Genomic DNA, 18597 nt, shown 5'->3' with positions numbered 1-18597 from the left:
AAGCCCTCGGCCTGAAAAGTCCGGGGGTTTTTTATGTGCGCTAGACTGGGCCTTCACTGTGCGGACCAGGGAGTTTGCAGCATGTTCGATCAAGGAAGTGAGGGGGTGATGATCCGCCGCGCCAGTGTGGCGGATGCCCCGGCGGTTTTGCAGGTGTTCGACGAGGTGATTGCCTGGTTCGTGTCCATGGGCAATCACGGTCAATGGGGGACTGAGCCTTGGTCGGCTTCGCCGCGACGGGTTGCGCAAGTCACCGATGCCTGCGCGATGCCGGGTGCGTGGGTGGTTGAGGCGCGCGGCGGCCAGATCCTGGCGGCACTGGTGTTGGGCGAGCCCATGGCTTATGTGCCCGCGGCGACAGCGCCGGAGGTGTATGTGCGGCTGTTGATCGCCTCGCGGGATCAGCGTGTACGGGGTATCGGGCGGCGCCTTATGGCTTTCGCCGACGACCGTGCCCGTGCTGCGGGAGTAAGGCGTTTGCGGGTGGACTGCTATGGCGGTGGGACCGGCGACCTGGTGCGGTTTTATGAGTCGTGTGGCTATGAGCGCATTTCAACGTTCGACCTGGAGGGATGGCCGGGCCACTTGTTGGGGCGCAGCCTGTAGCGCGCCGGTTATTGCCAAAAGCATCAGCAGCACAACCACCCATGGAAATGCGCCGACGCCCCAGCCTTGTAGTAACACGCCGCCCGCCAAACCGCCGCCCGCTATGCCCAGGTTCCATACGGTCACCAGCATCGATTGCGCGGCATCTGCTGACTCGCCCGCCGACTTGGCCAGTGCCGTTTGCAGCAGCGCGGGCAGCCCGCCGAAGGCCAAGCCCCAGAGTGCCACGGTGACGTAGATGACGGCTGGCAGGTCGATCCAAAACGCCAGCGCTAAGGCGATCAGGCCAAATAGGGCGCAACTGATCAGCAGCAGTGCGCGCAACCACCGATCAATCAATACGCCGGCCAGCCAGATGCTCAACAATGCAGCGAGGCCGAACACCAGCAACACCCGATCGATATCGGTGACAATTCCAGCCGGTACCAGCAGCGGGGCGATATAGGTATAGAGAATGTTGTGGGCCAGCACGTAGGTGAAGGTCACCCACAGCACCGGACGAATGCCTGGCAATGTCAGCACTTGATGCAGCCCCAAGCGTTTTTCGGCACGTTCGCCGGCAAAATCCGGAAGTTGCCAGCGCGCCCAGATCAGTAGCACCAGCGTCAGCCCGGTCATGATCGCAAAACTCAGGCGCCATCCAACCGCGGCGCCCAGAAAGGTGCCGGCGGGCACACCCAATGACAGCGCCAGCGGCGCACCCAGCATGGCTACCGCGATTGCCCGGCCTTGCAGGTGTGGCGCAACCATCCGGCTGGCATAACCCGCCAGCAGCGCCCAAAGTAGCCCGGCGAAAACCCCTGCAAAGAAGCGCGCAACCAGGGTCAGCCCGTAGTGGCTGGACAGTGCGGTCACGCTGTTGACCAGCGCAAAGCCGCCAATGGCCACCAGCAACAAGGGCCGACGTCGCCAGCCTCGGGTCAACAGCGTCAGCGGGATGGCGGCGAGGAGCGATCCAAGTGCATACAGCGTGACCAATTGGCCGACCAGCGCGGGCGACACGCCCAGGCCTTCGCCCATCTGCGGCAGCAGCCCGGCGGGCATGGCTTCAGTGAGAATGGTGATAAAGCCGGCGCTGGCCAAGGCGAGCAAGCCAGCCATCGGCAGTGTTTCAGGCCGGGTTGTGACTGGGGAATCGGTGAGGGAGGTCATCGTGTTCTGTCCATGCAAAAGGTCAAGCAGGAAGAGTAGGGGGCTGTGGTCGGCGGAAAAACAGGCTAAGGTTCCGAACTTATCGGACTTCGGTGTCCGCAATCTCAAAGGGCACATCATGGACAGTCTGGGCAGCCTTTCGGTATTCGTGCAGGTGGCAGAGACGCGCAGTTTCACCACCGCCGGCCGTCTGCTCGGCGTGTCGTCTTCGGCCATCGGCAAAAGCATCGCGCGGATGGAACAGCGCCTGGGGGTTCGGCTGTTTCACCGCAGTACCCGTAGCATCACCTTGACCAGCGAAGGCGCGCTGTTCCTCGAGCGTTCGCGGCGTATCCTGGCTGAGGTCGAGGCTGCCGAACGGGAACTGACGGAGGCCTGCGCCACACCCCGTGGCAAGTTACGCATCAGCGTGCCGCAAGTGCGCGGTTTGCTGATGCCGGTGCTCAGTGACTTTATGCGCGCCTACCCGGAGATCGAGCTGGATGTGGATTTCTCCGACCGTATGGTGGACGTGATCGAAGAAGGTTTTGACGCGGTGATTCGTACGGGCAAGCCGGAAGATTCACGCTTGATGGCCCGTCACCTGGGGCACTATCAGCTGGTGTTGGTGGGCACCCCGGGCTATTTCCGTGAGCATGGCACCCCGCAGCACCCGCAGCAGTTGAGCGAACATGCCTGCCTTCGCCACAAATTCTGCGCCACGGGCAAACTGGAGCCTTGGCCTTTGCACCTGGCTCCCGGTGCGTCGGAGCCCACTTTGCGCACCCCACTGGTCAGCACGACCATCGAGTCCCTCAACCATGTGGTGCTCGAAGGATTGGGAATCGCTTGCCTGCCGGATTACATGGTCAACCACGCGGTGCGTGAGGGGCGCCTGCAAAGGGTGCTGGACGACTGTATCGAGCACCGTGGCAGTTTCTGGATGTTATGGCCATCAAGTCGCCATGCCACGGCCAAAGTGCGGGTGTTTATCGATCATATGTGCGCTGGGCTTTTTCCTACGAACGGCGTCGTGTGAGGCTGTGACGTTTTACCGACAGGAATGCGCGCGCCAAGGCCTCGTTCTGTTGCACAATACCGCCCTGACTGTTTTCCTCGGGATTTTCAATGTCGACATCATTTTACTTGCGTAGCCTTGGGGTGGCGCTGGTGTTGGCGGGCGCCGCGGGCTGCTCGTCACCCAAGACCGCTATCTATGAACATGAGAGTTTCGACGACTCCGGCACGTTTTCGCGGGATTACCCGGTCAGTGATGTCGCGGCGTGCGAGGCCGCGCGGCGTGCCCTGCTGAGCCAGGGCTACATCATCACCAGTAACGATGCGAAAGTGGTCGTGGGTAACAAGAGCTTTCAGCAGACCGGCGAGACCCACCTGCAAATCAGCTTCAACGTGGTGTGTGCCGATGATGGCAAAGGCACCAACCATTCGACGATGTTCGCCAATGCCTTGCAGGATCGCTACGCGCTGAAGAAGGTCAACAACTCCGCGAGTGTGGGGGTGGGTGTGCTGGGGTCGGTGTCGATGCCGATCGGCTCCACCGATGATTCGATGGTGAAGGTGGCAAGCGAAACCGTCTCGGCGCCGAAATTCTACGAGCGCTACTTTGCGCTGGTGGATGTGTTCCTGCCTCAGGAAGTGAAGAAGGCTGCGCATATTCCCGAGCAGCCGAAAGCTGAACTGGGGGTGCCGGAACCTAAAGTGGCACCGGCTGCCGAGAAGGTCGAGCCGGCGAAGGAGGCGAAGGAAGAGCCTGCCGTTTCGCAACCCGTCACGCCGCCTGCCGAGGCCGCGCCGATTGCACCGCAAGCAGAGCCCGCACCCGCGGCCACCAACCCGGACCTGCCAGCGCCGACAGAAGCGATCCCGCCCCTGCCGACGCCTGCGCAGTAACTCAGACCGCTACGGGGTTCGCCTTGTCGACGTTGATCCCGTAGCGGCTGATGGCCTCACTGACTTTTTCACGGCCGATCACGCCGTCATCCGCGAGTGCCTTCAAGGCCGCCAGCGCGATGAAATGCCGGTCTACTTCGAAAAACGCCCGCAAGCTTTCACGGGTATCCGATTGCCCGAAGCCGTCCGTGCCCAGCGCCACAAAGCGCCGATTGGGGACAAAGGGGCGAATCTGATCGGCGAAGAGTTTCATGTAGTCCGTCGCCACCACCACCGGCCCCGTTTGCCCGGCCAGGCATTGCTCCACGTAGCTCTCCCGTGGCTCGCTCTGCGGGTGCAGCAGGTTCCAGCGTTCCACCTCATGCCCGTCACGCCGCAATTCGGTGAGGCTGGTGGTGCTCCACACAGCGCTTTGCACGCCGAAGTCCTTCTCCAGCAGCTCCGCCGCCGCGATCACTTCGCGCAGGATTGAGCCACTGCCCATCAGTTGCACCTGGGCCTGTTGGCTGGCCTTGAGCCGGTACATGCCCTTGAGAATGCCGTCTTCCACACCTTCGGGCATTGCCGGGTGCGGGTAGTTTTCGTTGAGCAGGGTGATGTAGTAATAAATGTCCTCCTGCTGCACATACATCCGCCGCATACCTTCGCGAATAATGACCGCCAGCTCGTAGGCAAACGTCGGGTCGTAGGACACGCAGCACGGAATCACCGACGACAGGATATGGCTGTGCCCATCGTCATGCTGCAAGCCTTCACCCATCAGCGTGGTGCGCCCGGCCGTGGCCCCCAGCAGGAAGCCGCGCGCCCGCGCGTCACCGGCCGCCCAGGCGAGGTCGCCGACCCGCTGGAAGCCGAACATCGAATAGAAGATATAGAACGGCACCGTCATCAGGCCGTGATTGCTGTAGGACGTACTCGCCGCAATCCACGAGGAAATGGCGCCGGATTCATTCAGGCCTTCCTGCATGATCTGTCCGTCCTTGCTTTCCTTGTAGTAGCTCAATTGCCCTGCGTCCTGTGGGGTGTAGAGCTGGCCTACGGCGGAGTGGATGCCGATCTGTCGGAACAGGCTCTCCATACCGAAGGTGCGCGACTCATCCGGCACAATCGGTACGATCAGTTTGCCCAGGTGCGGGTCCTTGAGCAGGGTGCCGAGGATGCGCACAAACGCCATGGTGGTGGAGATCGCGCGCTCGCCGGTGTCCTTGAGTTGGGTGGCGAAGGCGGACAGTTCGGGAACCTGCAGGGGCTCGACCGCACTGTGGCGCGCCGGTACGTAGCCGCCCAGGGCCTGGCGGCGTGCGGCGAAGTAGCGGGCTTCTTCGCTGTCGGCTGCGGGCTTGAGGTAGGGAATGTCGGCGAGCTGCTCGTCAGCGACTTCCAAACCAAAGCGATCGCGGAAAGCCCTTACCGCATCAGCGCCCATTTTCTTCAATTGATGGTTGATGTTCTGGCCTTCGCCGGCCTCACCCATACCAAAGCCCTTGACGGTTTTCGCCAGGATCACCGTAGGCTGTCCACTGTGACGCACGGCAGCGGCGTAGGCGTTGTAGACCTTGTCCGGGTCATGCCCGCCCCGTGAGAGTTTCCAGATGTCGTCGTCGGACATGTCCGCAACCAGCGCCAGCAATTCTGGGTATTTGCCGAAGAAATGTTCGCGCACGTAAGCGCCGTTCTGTGATTTGTAATTCTGATAGTCGCCGTCCACGCATTCCATCATGCGTTGGCGCAGCAGCCCGCTTTGGTCTTTCTCCAGCAGCGCGTCCCAGCCACCGCCCCAGATCACTTTGATCACGTTCCAGCCGGCGGCGCGGTACAGGCTTTCGAACTCCTGGATCACCTTGGCATTGCCGCGCACCGGGCCGTCCAGGCGCTGCAGGTTGCAGTTGACCACGAAGATCAGGTTGTCGAGTTTCTCGCGCCCGGCCAGGGAGATGGACGCCAGGGATTCCGGCTGGTCCATTTCGCCATCACCGAGAAATGCCCAGACCTTGCGGCCCAGGTGTTGCTTGAGGCCGCGCAGTTCCAGGTAACGCATAAAGCGCGCCTGGTAGGCGGCGGTGATCGGGCCAAGGCCCATGGACACCGTGGGAAATTGCCAGAAGTCCGGCATCAGTCGTGGGTGCGGGTAGGACGAGATACCGTCGCCACCGGCCTCGCGGCGGAAGTTGTCGAGCTGCGCTTCGCTGATGCGGCCCTCGAGGTAGGCGCGACCATAGATGCCGGGAGAGGAGTGGCCCTGGATGTAGACCAGGTCTCCGTCAAAGCTGTCGGTACGGCCACGGAAGAAGTGGTCGAAGCCTACGTCGTACAACACCGCGGCTGACGCATAGGTCGCAATATGCCCACCGACACCTGAATGTTTGCCTGCACGCAATACCATCGCCATGGCATTCCAGCGGATAAACGCATTGGTACGGCGTTCGATGGCCAGGTTGCCGGGGTAGGGCAACTGACGGTCCACCGGGATTGTATTGACGTAGGGCGTGGTCACCCGCCCGTAGAAGTCGCCATGCCGCGCCACGTCGAAATCCAGCAACTGATCGATCAGGTAATGCGCGCGCGGGCGACCTTCGGTGGACAGCACCGATTCGATGGACTCCAGCCACTCGCGGGTTTCCTGCGGATCGTCGTCGCGTCTGACTGCGTTGTTCGGGGTCATGTGAGGCTCCAGGGTAGGCAGATTTCAAGTGGCGGGCTCCTTGTGGGAGTGCCGACAAAGTAATTGCAATTGCAACTACATGATCGAATCTAGCGCGGGATGAGCTACTATTGCAACCTTCTTGAAATTCCCCGGATGGTGTTGCATGTCGTCGAAAGAGCCGGATGTATGGTTCCGTTTTGTCAGGGCTCACAGGACGGTGATCCGTGAAATCGAGCGGCGCCTGGCAGCGGCGGACCTGCCGCCGTATGCCTGGTACGACGCGTTGTGGGGCCTGGAAAGCGGCCCCGACGGCACCCGCCGCATGCACGAATTGGCCGATGTGCTGGCCATCGAGCGCTACAACCTCACGCGCTTGGTCGACCGTCTGGAAAAGGACGGCCTGGTGGTGCGTTCCCGCTCCGACGGCGATGGCCGCGCGGCGTTTGCCTCGATCACCGATGCCGGCCGGGTGCTGCGTAAAAAGATGTGGAAGATCTACGAAAGCACGGTGGATGAGTTGTTTCTGTCTCAGCTCGAGCCGGAGCAGCGCCAGGGGTTTGCGGATGCGCTGGAACGCACGGCGGGGCTGGCGATGGACGCAGGCGTGCAGACCCGCAGCCGCCGCAAAGTCTGAGAAACATGGAGTTCAAATGGGGCGCGGGCTTGTTGTGGTGAGCAGGCCTGTTGTGGTGAGCAGGCTTGCTGTGGTGGGCAGGCTTGCTGTGGTGAGCAGGCTTGCCCTGCGCTGGGCTGCGAAGCAGCCCCTGGGATCGTCGGTGAACCCGTCGGGGGACAAGCCCCACTCACCACAACAAACCCGCTCCCACATTTTTTGATCGCATTCCAGTTCATTTCAGGACGTACCGCTTGATGCCTTTTTCCACTAGCAGGGCATCAATCCGCCCCTCATCCGCCAACGCCCTGAGCGCCGACACCACAATCCAATACCGACTCGGCGCCGCCGTCTGCACCGAGCCCGCCCCCAATGCCACGAACCGCGCCTGCACGTGCCCCGCCAACTGATCGACAATCGCCTGCGGATAGCCGGTCACCGCAATCACCGGCGCTGCATTCCCCGCCAGGCAATCACGCAAATGGCAACTGCGCCTGGGCGCCTCGGGATGCAGGCGATTCCAGCGTTCAGCGGTCGCTGCCTCGCGGGCCAGCCGTGTGTAGCTGGGGCAACTCCAGAGTTGCGCGGTGATATTCCAGTCCTGTTCCAGCAAGCGCTTGGCCTGCACGACCTCTTCCAGCGCGCGGCCTGCGCCGAGCAGTCGCACATCCCCTGGCGTGTCCTGCTGGAGCGGGTACATACCCTTGAGCGCAGCTTCACGGTCCTGCTCATTCAGGGCCGCTGTATTGTCATGATCATGCAGGGCCAGGTAGTAAAAACCAGGCTTGCCGTCGACATACAGCGTACGCAGCGCCGCCAGCACAATCGCTTGGGCTTCGTCCCCCGAGGCCGGGTCATACGGTGTGCAGCGCGGATGAGTGGCCAGCCACAACGGCAAGGACGGCTGCGCACCTTTGGGCCAACGGGAGGGCTGGTTTTCAATGTCGTTGCACAGGATGCCGCGCTGTTGGGTGACGTCCGACAGCGCGCTCAGCTGTGCGGAGGATTGCGCACTGTGCAGGTACAACAAAGGTTTTTCCGCCGTATTACGGGCGAACCAGCCGGGCCAGTGACCCGCGCGGCGTGAGCGTGACTGGCCGCGGATCACCCAGGCGTGTCGGCTGAATTCGAGGGTGTCGGCCATGCGTGTCACGGTGTACAGCGGTGAACGGCTGGCGGCGGCAGCAGTGCTCAAGGCGTCGATACAGAGCTGCGCGGCGTTTACGGTAGCGGCGGTCATGGAGAGGGTCACCTGGCGACGAATGCCATTACCCTAATGGAAATTCGCATGTGGTTGCAATTGCAATGATTGCAATAGTTCTTCAAAGCCCAGGTGCTAAATCCCTGTAACGCTGCTACGTTTAATCCTTGAGTGCAGGAGCGTCATGGTGCAGACATTTTTTCGTCATGACGGCACTTTAGGCTGGCTGTGCAGGTCATTAATCAGCAGCCGCTTTTAATTCAACAAGGAGTCCAGCATGGACGATTACCAGGAAGAACTGCTCGAGTACCGCGCGATTGAGTTGGACCCGCTGGAACCCGCAGACGATGCGACAGAGCTGTAAGACCGGCTTCAGGCGGAATGCCGCTGACTGCGGCGAAATTCCCCTGGGGTCTGGTTGTTCCACCGCCTGAAGGCCCGTTGAAACGCCTGGGCCGAGGCAAAACCGAGCAAGTAGGCGATCTCGCCGAACGCCAGTTCCGTATCGCGAATGTAGGTCATGGCCAGGTCGCGGCGGGTATCGTTGAGAATCGCGCGGAACTGAGTGCCTTCTTCGGCCAGTTTGCGGCGCAACGTCCAGGTCGGCAGCTTCAGGCGTGCCGCCACTTCTTCCAGGTCGGGTTCCCGGCCGCCATTGAGCATCGGTCCGAGCAACCGGGTAATGCGCTCGCGCAGGCTGCGGGTGCGGGTCAACTGTTCCAATTCCCTTTCACACAGCTGTAACAGCAATTGCCAGGTGCTCGGGCAGTGTTGCGGGTTGCGCAGCGCCAGGGTGTGCTGGTTGAGGCGCAGTTGATTGGCGTCGGCTCCGAAGTGAACGTCGCCAAGCGCGTTGTAGTGTTCGCTGTATGCCGGCGCTTCGAACTCGATATCGATGCGCTGCGCCTGCACCGGTTGCTGGGCCAGGCTGGACAATTGATGCAGCCAGCCGGCGATGATCGAGTCCACCACAAAGCGGTTGTAGGCGTTGTAGGGGCTGATGGAATAGAAGCGCAGCCAGGCGCCTTCGGCATCTTCGACAAAGCTCGACTGCCCACGATAATTGGAGCCGTACAGTGCTTCGAAGCGCGTCAGCGCACGCGCCGCCTCGCGCACGTTGGGCGCCTGGGCGGCGGTGACGCCCGCCAGCCCGGCCTGGCTCAAGCGACTGAGCTGGCCCATGCGCAGGCCCAGGCCTGGGTCGCCGGTCAGTTGAATGGCCGCATGGCCCAGGCGCATGTAGCGCGGGATCGACAAGCGGGCACCGGCCTCGGCGAGGCGCGCCGGGTCGAGTCCGTATTGCAGCAACAGCGGCTGCGGGTCCAGGCCATGGCTGTGGATGGCATCGGCCAAGGTGTGCACGAAGCCCACCGACAGATCCCCCAGCCGTACCGGTTTCACAACCAGATATTCAACAGGCGCGCGCCACGGGCTTCGCCATCGGCGCTGACCTGTCCATTGCTGCTGAGAAAGCTGTGCCCGGCGGTGCCCAAGTCCCAGAACTGCCCGCGCAGGAACACGCTCATACCGGCGCTGGCCTGGCTGACCGGTTGTTGGCTGATCAGCGTAAGGCGGTGCCAGGCTTGGCCCTCACTGAGTTCTTCGGGCTTGAGGCTGATTTCGGTCGGGGTGGACACGCTTTTGAAGCCGCGCCAAGGGCGGTCCCAGGTATCGCGGCCGAGCACAAAGGCCGGCACCGCGATCAGCTGCGCGCCTTGTTCGTTGAGTTTGCGGTAGTTGTCCGGGTACCAACTGTCGCTGCCCACCAGCACCCCCAGGCGCCCGGCCGGGGTGTCGACCACGCTGACGATGTTTTCGTCACCGGGCTCGATAAAGCCGCGTTCATCGTAGATCGGGTAGAGCTGGCGCTGCGGCTGGCCCACCGGCAAGCCGTCTGCGTTGAAGACCAGGCTGGCGTTGTACAGCGCGCCATGGCCGACCTGCAGCTGCCCCTGGCTGACACTCGGGTTGGGCAGGGTGATGGAACCGGCCACCAGCGTGACGCCGAATTCCTTGGCCAGGCCGCCGAACACCAACTGATAGTCCCGTGCCATGCCGGAGGCTTTCATGCGCAGGTAGGCGTCGTCTGTGCGGTTGTCGCCCGTCGCGCTGATCCAGGCGCGCGCGAACAGCAGCGGGTTGCTGACCGACAGCCAATTCATCGCATCCTTCACGTGGAGGGCCTGGTAAACCTCGTTCTTTTCGCCGGTGAGCATCAGCCAGGTGCCGATATGTTCAGGCAGCACCACGATGGTCTTGTCGTTGATCAGCCCCTGATCGCGGGCTTTTTGCAGGTAGGCCGCGAGCTTCAGGTGCAGGCGTTCCAGGCTCTGGTAGTCGGCGGGAAACAGCTCCGGCTGGATGCCCAGCAAGTTGCCCCGGTCGGCGGGCAGGCCTTCGTTGACGGCGAGGGTGATACGCAGGTCCGACAGGTAATGCGCGACGGGGCGCTCCTGGGTCCAGACCAGATACGCGGCGACGGCGGCAACCAGGGCCATGGTGACGGTAAAAGCTAGAAGTTTACGCATGGGGGAACAGACAACAGACCGTGTGCAGGGTTCGCCGACTAGGGTAGGGCCCATGGGCGGGCTTGCCAAGGGGCGCTGTGCATTTGGATCAATAACTTGTCAGTTTCGGTCATTGAGCCGTCGTCCACCGGCTCTTAGTCTGTGGGACATAAACCGATGGCGCGCCGTTCGAGCGTGTCACGTCCCGTGATGATCCGTTGTGGAGCTTGACCATGACCGCTGTTGCCTACCCGCACCTGCTGGCCCCGTTGGACCTGGGTTTTACCACCTTGCGCAACCGTACCCTGATGGGCTCGATGCACACCGGCCTGGAAGAAAAAACCGGCGGTTTCGAACGCATGGCGGCCTATTTCGCCGAGCGTGCCCGAGGAGGGGTGGGCCTGATGGTCACGGGCGGCATTGGCCCGAATGATGAGGGCGGCGTGTATTCAGGCGCAGCCAAACTGACCACCGACGAAGAAGCGCAGAAGCACAAGATCGTCACCCAGGCCGTGCACGAGGCGGGCGGCAAGATCTGTATGCAGATCCTCCACGCCGGCCGTTATGCCTACAGCCCCAAGCAGGTGGCACCCAGTGCGATCCAGGCGCCCATCAACCCGTTCAAACCCAAGGAGCTGGACGAAGAGGGCATCGAAAAGCAGATTCAGGATTTCGTCACGTGCTCGTTGCTGGCCCAGGTCGCCGAGTACGACGGCGTGGAAATCATGGGTTCTGAAGGCTACTTCATTAACCAGTTCCTCGCGGCCCACACCAACCATCGCACCGACCGCTGGGGTGGCAGCTACGAAAACCGCATGCGCCTGGCGGTAGACATCGTGCGCCGTGTGCGTGAAGCCGTGGGCCCGAACTTCATCATTATCTTCCGCCTGTCGATGCTCGACCTGGTGGAAGGCGGCAGCACCTGGGAAGAAATCGTGCAGTTGGCCAAGGCCATCGAAGGTGCCGGTGCGACCCTTATCAACACCGGGATCGGCTGGCACGAAGCGCGGATCCCGACCATCGCCACCAAAGTACCGCGTGGCGCGTTCAGCAAAGTCACCGCCAAGCTGCGCGGTGCGGTGCAGATCCCGTTGATTACCACCAACCGCATCAACACCCCGGAAATCGCCGAGCAGATCCTCGCCGAAGGCGATGCCGACATGGTCTCGATGGCACGCCCCTTCCTGGCCGACCCAGAGTTCGTCAACAAGGCCGCCGCCGGCCGCGCCGATGAAATCAACACCTGCATCGGCTGCAACCAGGCGTGCCTGGACCACACCTTTGGCGGCAAGCTGACCACCTGCCTGGTCAACCCCCGTGCGTGCTACGAGACTGAGCTCAACTACCTGCCGGTCAAGCAGATCAAGAAGATCGCCGTGGTCGGTGCCGGCCCTGCCGGTTTGGCCGCCGCAACGGTCGCCGCCGAGCGAGGCCATCAAGTCACCCTGTTCGACTCCGCCAGCGAGATCGGCGGCCAGTTCAACATCGCCAAGCGTGTGCCGGGCAAAGAGGAGTTCTTCGAAACCCTGCGCTACTTCAAACGCAAGTTGCAGACCACCCACGTCGAGCTGTGCCTCAATACCCGCGTGGACGTGGCGCAACTGGCGGCGGGCGGTTACGACGAGATCATCCTGGCGACCGGCATCGCACCACGCACGCCGGCGATCCCAGGGATCGATAACGCCAAGGTGCTGAGCTACCTGGACGTGATCCTGGAACGTAAACCGGTCGGCAAGCGCGTCGCCGTGATCGGCGCGGGCGGTATCGGTTTCGACGTGTCGGAATTCCTCGTGCACCAAGGCGTGTCCACCAGCCTGGACCGCGAAGCCTTCTGGAAAGAGTGGGGCATCGACACCCAGCTGCAAGCCCGTGGCGGCGTCGCGGGCATCAAGCCGCAACCGCATGCGCCGGCGCGAGAAGTGTTCCTGCTGCAACGCAAGGCCTCCAAGGTCGGCGATGGCCTGGGCAAGACCACCGGGTGGATCCACCGTACTGGCTTGAAGAACAAGCGGGTGCAGATGCTCAACAGCGTCGAATACCTGAAGATCGACGATGAAGGCCTGCATATCCGCATCGGTGCCGAGGGCGAACCGCAGGTGCTGGCAGTGGACAACATCGTCATCTGCGCCGGCCAGGACCCGCTGCGTGAATTGCAGGACGGCCTGGTCGCGGCCGGCCAGAACGTGCACCTGATCGGCGGCGCCGACGTGGCGGCCGAGTTGGATGCCAAGCGCGCCATCAACCAGGGCTCGCGTCTCGCGGCGGAGCTGTAAGACCCCGAGCGGGGCGGTGTTAGACTACCGCCCCGTTTTTCATGCAGATCCCTCCCGATGGGTCCCTTCGATTGGCTTCCCCACGCCCCCCTTGAACGCTTGCAGCTCGATTGGCTGAACGGCGTCGAGTTGGCCGTGCTGCGCCTGGACCGTATCGACCCACTGATCAGCGGCAACAAGTGGTTCAAGCTCACCGGGCACTTGGCCCAGGCGCACAGCGCGCGCGGTCTCATCAGCCTGGGCGGCGCTTACTCCAACCATCTGCACGCGTTGGCCGCCGCCGGCAAGCGTTTCGGTTTTCCCACCGTCGGCCTGTTACGCGGGCATGCGCAAGACACCCCGACCGTCGTCGACCTGAAAGCCTTTGGCATGCAACTGCATTGGCTGGGTTATGGCGGCTATCGCGCTCGGCATGAACCGGGTTTCTGGCTGCCGTGGCGTGAACAGTATCCCGACCTGCATCCCGTGCCCGAAGGCGGCGGTGGCATCACGGGCGCCATGGGCTGCGCGGTGCTGGTCGAGCAGGTGCGTGCGCAGTTACACCGGGTGGGCTGGGCGGATTACGACGCCTGGTGGCTGGCGGCAGGCACCGGCACCACGCTGGCCGGCCTGGCACTCGCGGAAAGGGGCGCACACCCGGTGTACGGCGCCATGGCGGTGCCGGATGGCCACGGTGTGGCGCAGAACGTCGAGGCTATCGTGCAGGGCGGATATGAGCTGGTGGACGCCAGCCGCGGTGGCTTTGCCAACGTCGACCCCTTGCTGCTCGAGTTTATCGACGCAACAGAGCAGGCCTGCGGCGTGCCCCTGGAGCCGCTCTACACCGGCAAGGCCTTACTGGCTTTAAAGACCCACATCGAAGCCGGGGGCTTAGCCCCCGGCACTCGCCTGGTCTTCGTCCACACCGGCGGCCTGCAAGGTCGCCGAGGTTTCAAGGGTTAGCGCGTTTGCCCGGCATCATGCGCAACGCGGTGTTGTCGCGCAGGATGTAATGGTGGGCAATCCCGGCCAGCGCATGCAGCCCGATCAGCCAATAACCGACCTTGCCGAACCACACGTGCCAGCCCTCGATCTGCTTGGCCAGGTCCTTGTTCTCAGCGATCAGCGGCGGCAATTCCATGCCATAGAACATCACCGAATGCCCCTCGGCACTGACGATCAGCCAACCGGCAATCGGCATGCCGATCATCAACGCGTATAACGCGACGTGCATCAGGGTGGCCAACAGGCTTTGCCATTGCGGCGGCGCCGGGACGATCTTCGGTGCCACCCCCAGGCTGCGTGCAAACAGGCGCAGCCACACCAGCACAAACACGGTGAGGCCAAACATAAAGTGCATCTCGACGATCAGCGTTCGCGCACCGCTGCCTTTGGGGAACTGGCCGCGTAACTCAATGCAGGCGTAGACCACCGCCAGTAGCACCACCATCAACCAGTGCAACGCAATCGACATGGTGCTGTAGCGCGTATCGGAATTTTTCCACGGCATCGCTGGGTTCCTCACTCATCAGGGCAAACCTCCATTCTTTGGCGACGGAGTCCTTTTACTGTAAGCCTGTTTTAAGCGATTTGCCCGGCGCGAATAGCGTTGACTTGATCTTTGTCAGTTGCTCTGTGGCATTTCCCCGCGGGCCAGGCGGGCGTTGATGTCGCTGATCACCGCCGGCAGGTCGGTGATGGTGTCAATCAGGTAGTGCGGGCGCGAGCCTTCGAACATCGCCTCGATGCGTTTGCGCTCGCTGGCCAGTGTGGCCGCGTCCAGGGCGCGAAATTGCTCATAGGTCAGGCCCAAGGCATTGCCGGAACAGGTCAGGGCCACCGTCCACATCCCGGCGCGGCGACCTTCGAGGATGCCCGGCACGGTGTCGTCGACCTTCACACACGCGGCGACATCATCGATCCCCAGCGCGATCACGTTAGCCAGGGCCTGGGCCGGCCATGGGCGACCATTGGGCACTTCGTCGGTGGCCACCACATGGTCTGCGATGTAGCCGTTGGTGGCGGCCAGGGCAACCACCTTGTCCATGACTTGCTTGGGGTAGCCGGAGCAGGAGCCGACCTTGATGCCTTGCACGCGCAGCCGGGCGATGGTGTCGAGGGCACCGGGAATCAGCGCCGAGTGTTCGGCGATCTTCTCGATCTGCAACGGCATGAAGCGCTGGTAGATGGCGGTCACGTCGTCATCGGTGGGCGTGCGGCCGAAGGCCTTGCGGTAGCGTTCGGCAACCTGTGGTTGATCGCAGAGGGTGCGGATGTGGTCCCACTTGCCCATGCCCATCGGGCCACGGGCTTCTTCGATGGAGACTTGCACGTCGAACTCGGCGAAGGCCTCGACGAAGATTTGCGTGGGGGCAAACGAGCCGAAATCGACCACGGTGCCGGCCCAATCAAGGATAACGGCCTGGAGGGTGTTGGGGTTTTGATACTGCATGGTTCAGATCCTATCGGTAAAAGGGGGAATCAAATGTCCAACACTTCCATGGCGTGCAGCACCTCGGCGATCGCCTTGACCGCTGCCCGCATGCCTGCCGCGTCGACATCGCCGATACAGCCCACGCGGAAGGTCTCCACCTGGGTCAGCTTGCCTGGATACAGAATGAAACCCTTGGCCTTGACCCGTTCGTAGAAGTCCTTGAACTGGTAGCGCGGGTCTTGCGGCGCATGGAAGGTGACGATGATCGGCGCCTGGATGGCGGCCGGCAGGAAGCTGCGCACGCCCAGTTCGGCCATGCCGCCGAGCAGCGCCTGACAGTTGCTGGCGTAGCGTTTATGCCGCGCGGGCAGGCCGCCTTCTTCCTGGTATTGCAGCAGCGCTTCGTGCAGGGCGGCGACCACATGGGTCGGCGGCGTGAAGCGCCATTGGCCGGTCTTGGCCATGTAGCTGTGCTGGTCGAACAGGTCCATTGCCAGGGAGTGGCAGTTGCCTTGGGCGGCGGCCAGCGCTTGTTTGTCGGCGAAGACGAACCCCATGCCCGGCACCCCCTCCAGGCACTTGCCGGAGGCGGCGACCAGCGCGTCGAACGGGACTTCGCGGGCATCGATCGGCAGCGCGCCGAAGGAACTCATGGCGTCGATGATCAGGCGTTTGCCGTGGGTTTTAACGACCTGGGCGATCTCCGGCAGCGGGTTGAGAATGCCGGTGCTGGTTTCGCAGTGGATCAGGGCGACGTGGGTGATGGCCGGGTCGGCCTGTAGCAGGCGGTCCACATCGGCAGCGGTGGTCGGTTCGTCCTCGGCGGTTTCAAAGGTGCTGAAGGCGCGGCCCAGTACTTCGCAGATTTTCGCCAGGCGCTTGCCATAGGCGCCGTTGATCAGCACCAGCACCTTGCCGTCGCGCGGGACCAGCGTGCCGATGGCCGCTTCGACGGCGAAGGTGCCGCTGCCTTGCAATGGCACGCAGTGGTGGCTGTCGACGCCATCGATGATCGCCAGCAATTGTTCGCAGACGCTGGCGGTGAGTTGGTTGAAGCGGTCGTCCCATGAACCCCAGTCCACCATCATGGCCTGGCGGGTGCGGGCGGATGTGGTCAGCGGGCCGGGCGTGAGCAGGAGGGGCGCGGTCATTGCAAATCCTCGTAAAGCCGTTGAGTCAAGCTACGGCGCCTAAATTGCAGTTTGGCTTGTCATCAATCAAATTGTTTGTTGTTATGCGAGCTATCAGTGAGGCCGATAGCCATGAACCTGTTCCAACTGCGTGCATTCGATGCCGTGGCCCGTGAGGGCAGCTTTACCCGCGCGGCGGCGCGGCTGTTTATCAGCCAGCCGGCAGTGACCGGACACATCAAGGCCCTTGAAGAGCATTACCAGATCCCGTTGCTGCGCCGCACCGCGCGACGTGTCGAGTTGACGGAAGAGGGCGCACGCCTCGCGGCGATCACCCGGGCGATCTTTGGCCTGGTGGATGAAGCTCAGACCCTGCTGGAGGCCAACCGCCAATTGCTCACCGGGCGCCTGGAAGTGGCGGCTGACGGACCGCACCTGGTGATGCCGATGATCGCCAGCCTGCGTGCGCTTTACCCTGGGATTACCGTGAACCTGCGCCTGGGCAATGCCCAGGAAACCCTGTCCGCACTGTTGTCCGAACATGCGGATGTGGCGGTGCTGACCGAGGTGGAACCGCGCAATGGTTTGCACCTGCAACCCTTGAGCGAGTCGCGTATCTGCGCATTGGTGCCGGCGGGCCATGCGTGGGCCACGTCGGCGGCAGGTATCCGCCTGGAGCAGTTGCATGAGGTGATCATGGTGCTGCGCGAGCCCAGTTCCATCACTCGTCGCACCTTTGACAACGCCTGCGTGGCGGCGGGTGTGCAGCCCAAGGTGCTGCTGGAATTGGACAGTCGCGAGGCGGTCAGCGAGGCCGTCGCCGCCGCGTTGGGGGTTGGGGTGGTGTCGTCGATGGAGGTCAGCCCGGACCCACGGGTGCAAGCGATTCCCCTGCACGCTGATGGGCTGGTCAATCGGCACATGCTCGGTTGCCTGGAGCGGCGCCGCTCGTTGCGCCTGATCCAGGCCTTTTTCGCGTTGACGCCCTGATCGGTTTTTGGTGGAACGATGTGTTCTTGCGCTATAAACTCTGCCCCCAAAGCGCCGGCCAGTAGACGTTTCGGCGCGATGGACGAATAGAGAGTGAGTCATGGGCGCACAGTGGAAAGTCAAACATAAAGAAGCGGCATCCAATGCCAAGGGCAAGATCTTCGGCAAGCTGGTGAAAGAAATCACCATCGCCGCCCGCAACGGTGCCGACACCGCGACCAACGCCCACTTGCGTCTGGTGGTGGAACAGGCCAAAAAGGCCTCGATGCCCAAGGAAACCCTGGAACGCGCCATCAAGAAAGGCGCCGGTCTGCTCGGCGAAACCGTGCAGTACCACCGCGTGACCTATGAAGGGTTCGCCCCGCATCAGGTGCCGCTGATCGTTGAGTGCGTGACCGACAACATCAACCGCACCGTGGCGGAAATCCGCGTAGCGTTCCGCAAGGGCCAACTCGGTGCCTCTGGTTCCGTGGCCTGGGATTTCAACCACGTCGGCCTGATCGAAGCCTCGCCGGACAGCCCGGACGCCGACCCGGAAATGGCCGCTATCGAAGCCGGCGCACAGGATTTTGAAGACGGCGAAGAAGAGGGCACCACCCTGTTCATCACCGAGACCACCGACCTCGATGCCGTACAGAAAGCCTTGCCTGAGCAGGGTTTCACCGTGCTGTCGGCCAAGCTGGGTTATATCTCGAAGAACCCGGTGAGCGGTTTGAGCGATGAGCAGATGGCGGAAGTGGAAGCCTTCCTGGAAGGCCTGGACAACCACGATGACGTGCAGGATATGTTCGTCGGCCTGGCTGGCTGAAACACGGTAAAAAATGTGGGAGGGGGCTTGCCCCCGATAGCGGTGTGTCAGTCGATTCCTCAGGTGACTGATTCAGCGCCATCGGGGCCTCGGTATCTACACCAATCTGGGTACGGCGCTGGACCTGTGGCGAGGGAGCTTGCTCCCGCCGGCGGCCTGACAGCCGACCGCTATCTAACGGTTAGGCCGCGATCCAAATGTGGGAGGGGGCTTGCCCCCGATAGCGGTGTGTCAGTCGATTCATCAGGTGACAGATTCAGCACCATCGGGGCATCGGTATCTACACAATTCTGGGTATGGCGGCGGACCTGTGGCGAGGGAGCTTGCTCCCGCCGGCGGCCTGACAGCCGAGTGCCATCTAACGGTTAGG

The 18597-nt window shown here is 62.6% G+C and carries 16 protein-coding genes; 8 read left to right on the top strand and 8 right to left on the bottom strand.

What is annotated here, in order from left to right; translation table 11 throughout:
* Positions 1-81 precede the first annotated feature (81 nt).
* Positions 82-606, top strand: a complete 525-nt coding sequence (locus tag K7431_RS09705) for a GNAT family N-acetyltransferase (RefSeq protein ID WP_043205570.1) — start codon at positions 82-84, stop codon at positions 604-606.
* Here K7431_RS09705 and K7431_RS09700 read toward each other — a convergent pair.
* Positions 553-1758 (bottom strand): MFS transporter, encoded by a 1206-nt coding sequence (locus tag K7431_RS09700; protein ID WP_015884719.1) that lies wholly within the window; start codon positions 1756-1758, stop codon positions 553-555. The two genes, K7431_RS09705 and K7431_RS09700, sit on opposite strands and share 54 nt — an antisense overlap.
* Positions 1759-1876: 118 nt before the next feature.
* Here K7431_RS09700 and K7431_RS09695 point away from each other — a divergent pair, with 118 nt between their 5' ends.
* Both K7431_RS09695 and K7431_RS09690 read left to right on the top strand, forming a co-directional pair.
* Positions 1877-2776 (top strand): LysR family transcriptional regulator, encoded by a 900-nt coding sequence (locus K7431_RS09695; RefSeq protein ID WP_015884718.1) that lies wholly within the window; start codon positions 1877-1879, stop codon positions 2774-2776.
* Positions 2777-2865: 89 nt separating this feature from the next.
* The gene (locus K7431_RS09690; protein ID WP_015884717.1) at positions 2866-3648 is read left to right on the top strand and encodes a DUF2242 domain-containing protein; all 783 of its coding nucleotides are present in this window, start codon (positions 2866-2868) and stop codon (positions 3646-3648) included.
* A gap of 1 nt (position 3649) precedes the next feature.
* On the opposite strand, the gene aceE is transcribed toward K7431_RS09690, so the two are convergent.
* Complete coding sequence (gene aceE / locus K7431_RS09685) at positions 3650-6310, bottom strand: pyruvate dehydrogenase (acetyl-transferring), homodimeric type (protein WP_015884716.1); 2661 nt, start codon at positions 6308-6310, stop codon at positions 3650-3652.
* A 145-nt stretch (positions 6311-6455) separates the two neighbouring features.
* Here aceE and K7431_RS09680 point away from each other — a divergent pair, with 145 nt between their 5' ends.
* Entirely contained in the window at positions 6456-6926 is a 471-nt protein-coding gene (locus K7431_RS09680) for a MarR family winged helix-turn-helix transcriptional regulator (protein ID WP_015884715.1), read from the top strand.
* A gap of 214 nt (positions 6927-7140) precedes the next feature.
* Here K7431_RS09680 and K7431_RS09675 read toward each other — a convergent pair whose 3' ends face one another.
* The 3 genes from K7431_RS09675 to K7431_RS09665 form a co-directional block, all read right to left on the bottom strand.
* Positions 7141-8145, bottom strand: coding sequence for a transketolase-like TK C-terminal-containing protein (locus K7431_RS09675; protein ID WP_043205565.1), 1005 nt, complete (start codon positions 8143-8145; stop codon positions 7141-7143).
* Positions 8146-8478: 333 nt separating this feature from the next.
* Positions 8479-9507, bottom strand: coding sequence for an AraC family transcriptional regulator (locus K7431_RS09670; protein WP_015884713.1), 1029 nt, complete (start codon positions 9505-9507; stop codon positions 8479-8481).
* Complete coding sequence (locus K7431_RS09665; protein WP_015884712.1) at positions 9504-10634, bottom strand: carbon-nitrogen hydrolase family protein; 1131 nt, start codon at positions 10632-10634, stop codon at positions 9504-9506. Before K7431_RS09665 ends, K7431_RS09670 begins: the two co-directional genes overlap by 4 nt.
* Positions 10635-10846: 212 nt before the next feature.
* On the opposite strand from K7431_RS09665, the gene K7431_RS09660 reads away from it, so the two are divergent.
* Positions 10847-12886: an NADPH-dependent 2,4-dienoyl-CoA reductase gene (locus K7431_RS09660; protein WP_015884711.1), complete on the top strand. Its 2040-nt coding sequence runs from the start codon at positions 10847-10849 to the stop codon at positions 12884-12886.
* Positions 12887-12943: 57 nt separating this feature from the next.
* Positions 12944-13828, top strand: a complete 885-nt coding sequence (locus tag K7431_RS09655; protein ID WP_015884710.1) for a 1-aminocyclopropane-1-carboxylate deaminase/D-cysteine desulfhydrase — start codon at positions 12944-12946, stop codon at positions 13826-13828.
* On the opposite strand, the gene K7431_RS09650 is transcribed toward K7431_RS09655, so the two are convergent.
* The 3 genes from K7431_RS09650 to K7431_RS09640 form a co-directional block, all read right to left on the bottom strand.
* Positions 13818-14375 carry a cytochrome b gene (locus tag K7431_RS09650; RefSeq protein ID WP_015884709.1) on the bottom strand — a complete coding sequence of 186 codons (558 nt, stop codon included), beginning with the start codon at positions 14373-14375 and terminating at the stop codon, positions 13818-13820. The genes K7431_RS09655 and K7431_RS09650 overlap by 11 nt on opposite strands.
* Positions 14376-14489: 114 nt before the next feature.
* Positions 14490-15317: a phosphonoacetaldehyde hydrolase gene (phnX, locus tag K7431_RS09645; protein ID WP_015884708.1), complete on the bottom strand. Its 828-nt coding sequence runs from the start codon at positions 15315-15317 to the stop codon at positions 14490-14492.
* Between the two features lie 29 nt (positions 15318-15346).
* Complete coding sequence (locus K7431_RS09640; RefSeq protein WP_015884707.1) at positions 15347-16450, bottom strand: 2-aminoethylphosphonate--pyruvate transaminase; 1104 nt, start codon at positions 16448-16450, stop codon at positions 15347-15349.
* A gap of 111 nt (positions 16451-16561) precedes the next feature.
* Here K7431_RS09640 and K7431_RS09635 point away from each other — a divergent pair, with 111 nt between their 5' ends.
* Both K7431_RS09635 and K7431_RS09630 read left to right on the top strand, forming a co-directional pair.
* Positions 16562-17419 carry a LysR substrate-binding domain-containing protein gene (locus tag K7431_RS09635; protein WP_015884706.1) on the top strand — a complete coding sequence of 286 codons (858 nt, stop codon included), beginning with the start codon at positions 16562-16564 and terminating at the stop codon, positions 17417-17419.
* Between the two features lie 100 nt (positions 17420-17519).
* Positions 17520-18227 carry a YebC/PmpR family DNA-binding transcriptional regulator gene (locus K7431_RS09630; protein ID WP_015884705.1) on the top strand — a complete coding sequence of 236 codons (708 nt, stop codon included), beginning with the start codon at positions 17520-17522 and terminating at the stop codon, positions 18225-18227.
* The last annotated feature ends 370 nt before the right edge of the window (positions 18228-18597 follow it).

Source organism: Pseudomonas fluorescens group sp., from assembly GCF_020093335.1.
In the GTDB taxonomy this organism is placed as follows: Bacteria; Pseudomonadota; Gammaproteobacteria; order Pseudomonadales; family Pseudomonadaceae; genus Aquipseudomonas; species Aquipseudomonas petroselini.
Note: the sequence above shows the minus strand (reverse complement) of the source record. Positions and strands in the feature narration are given on the sequence as shown.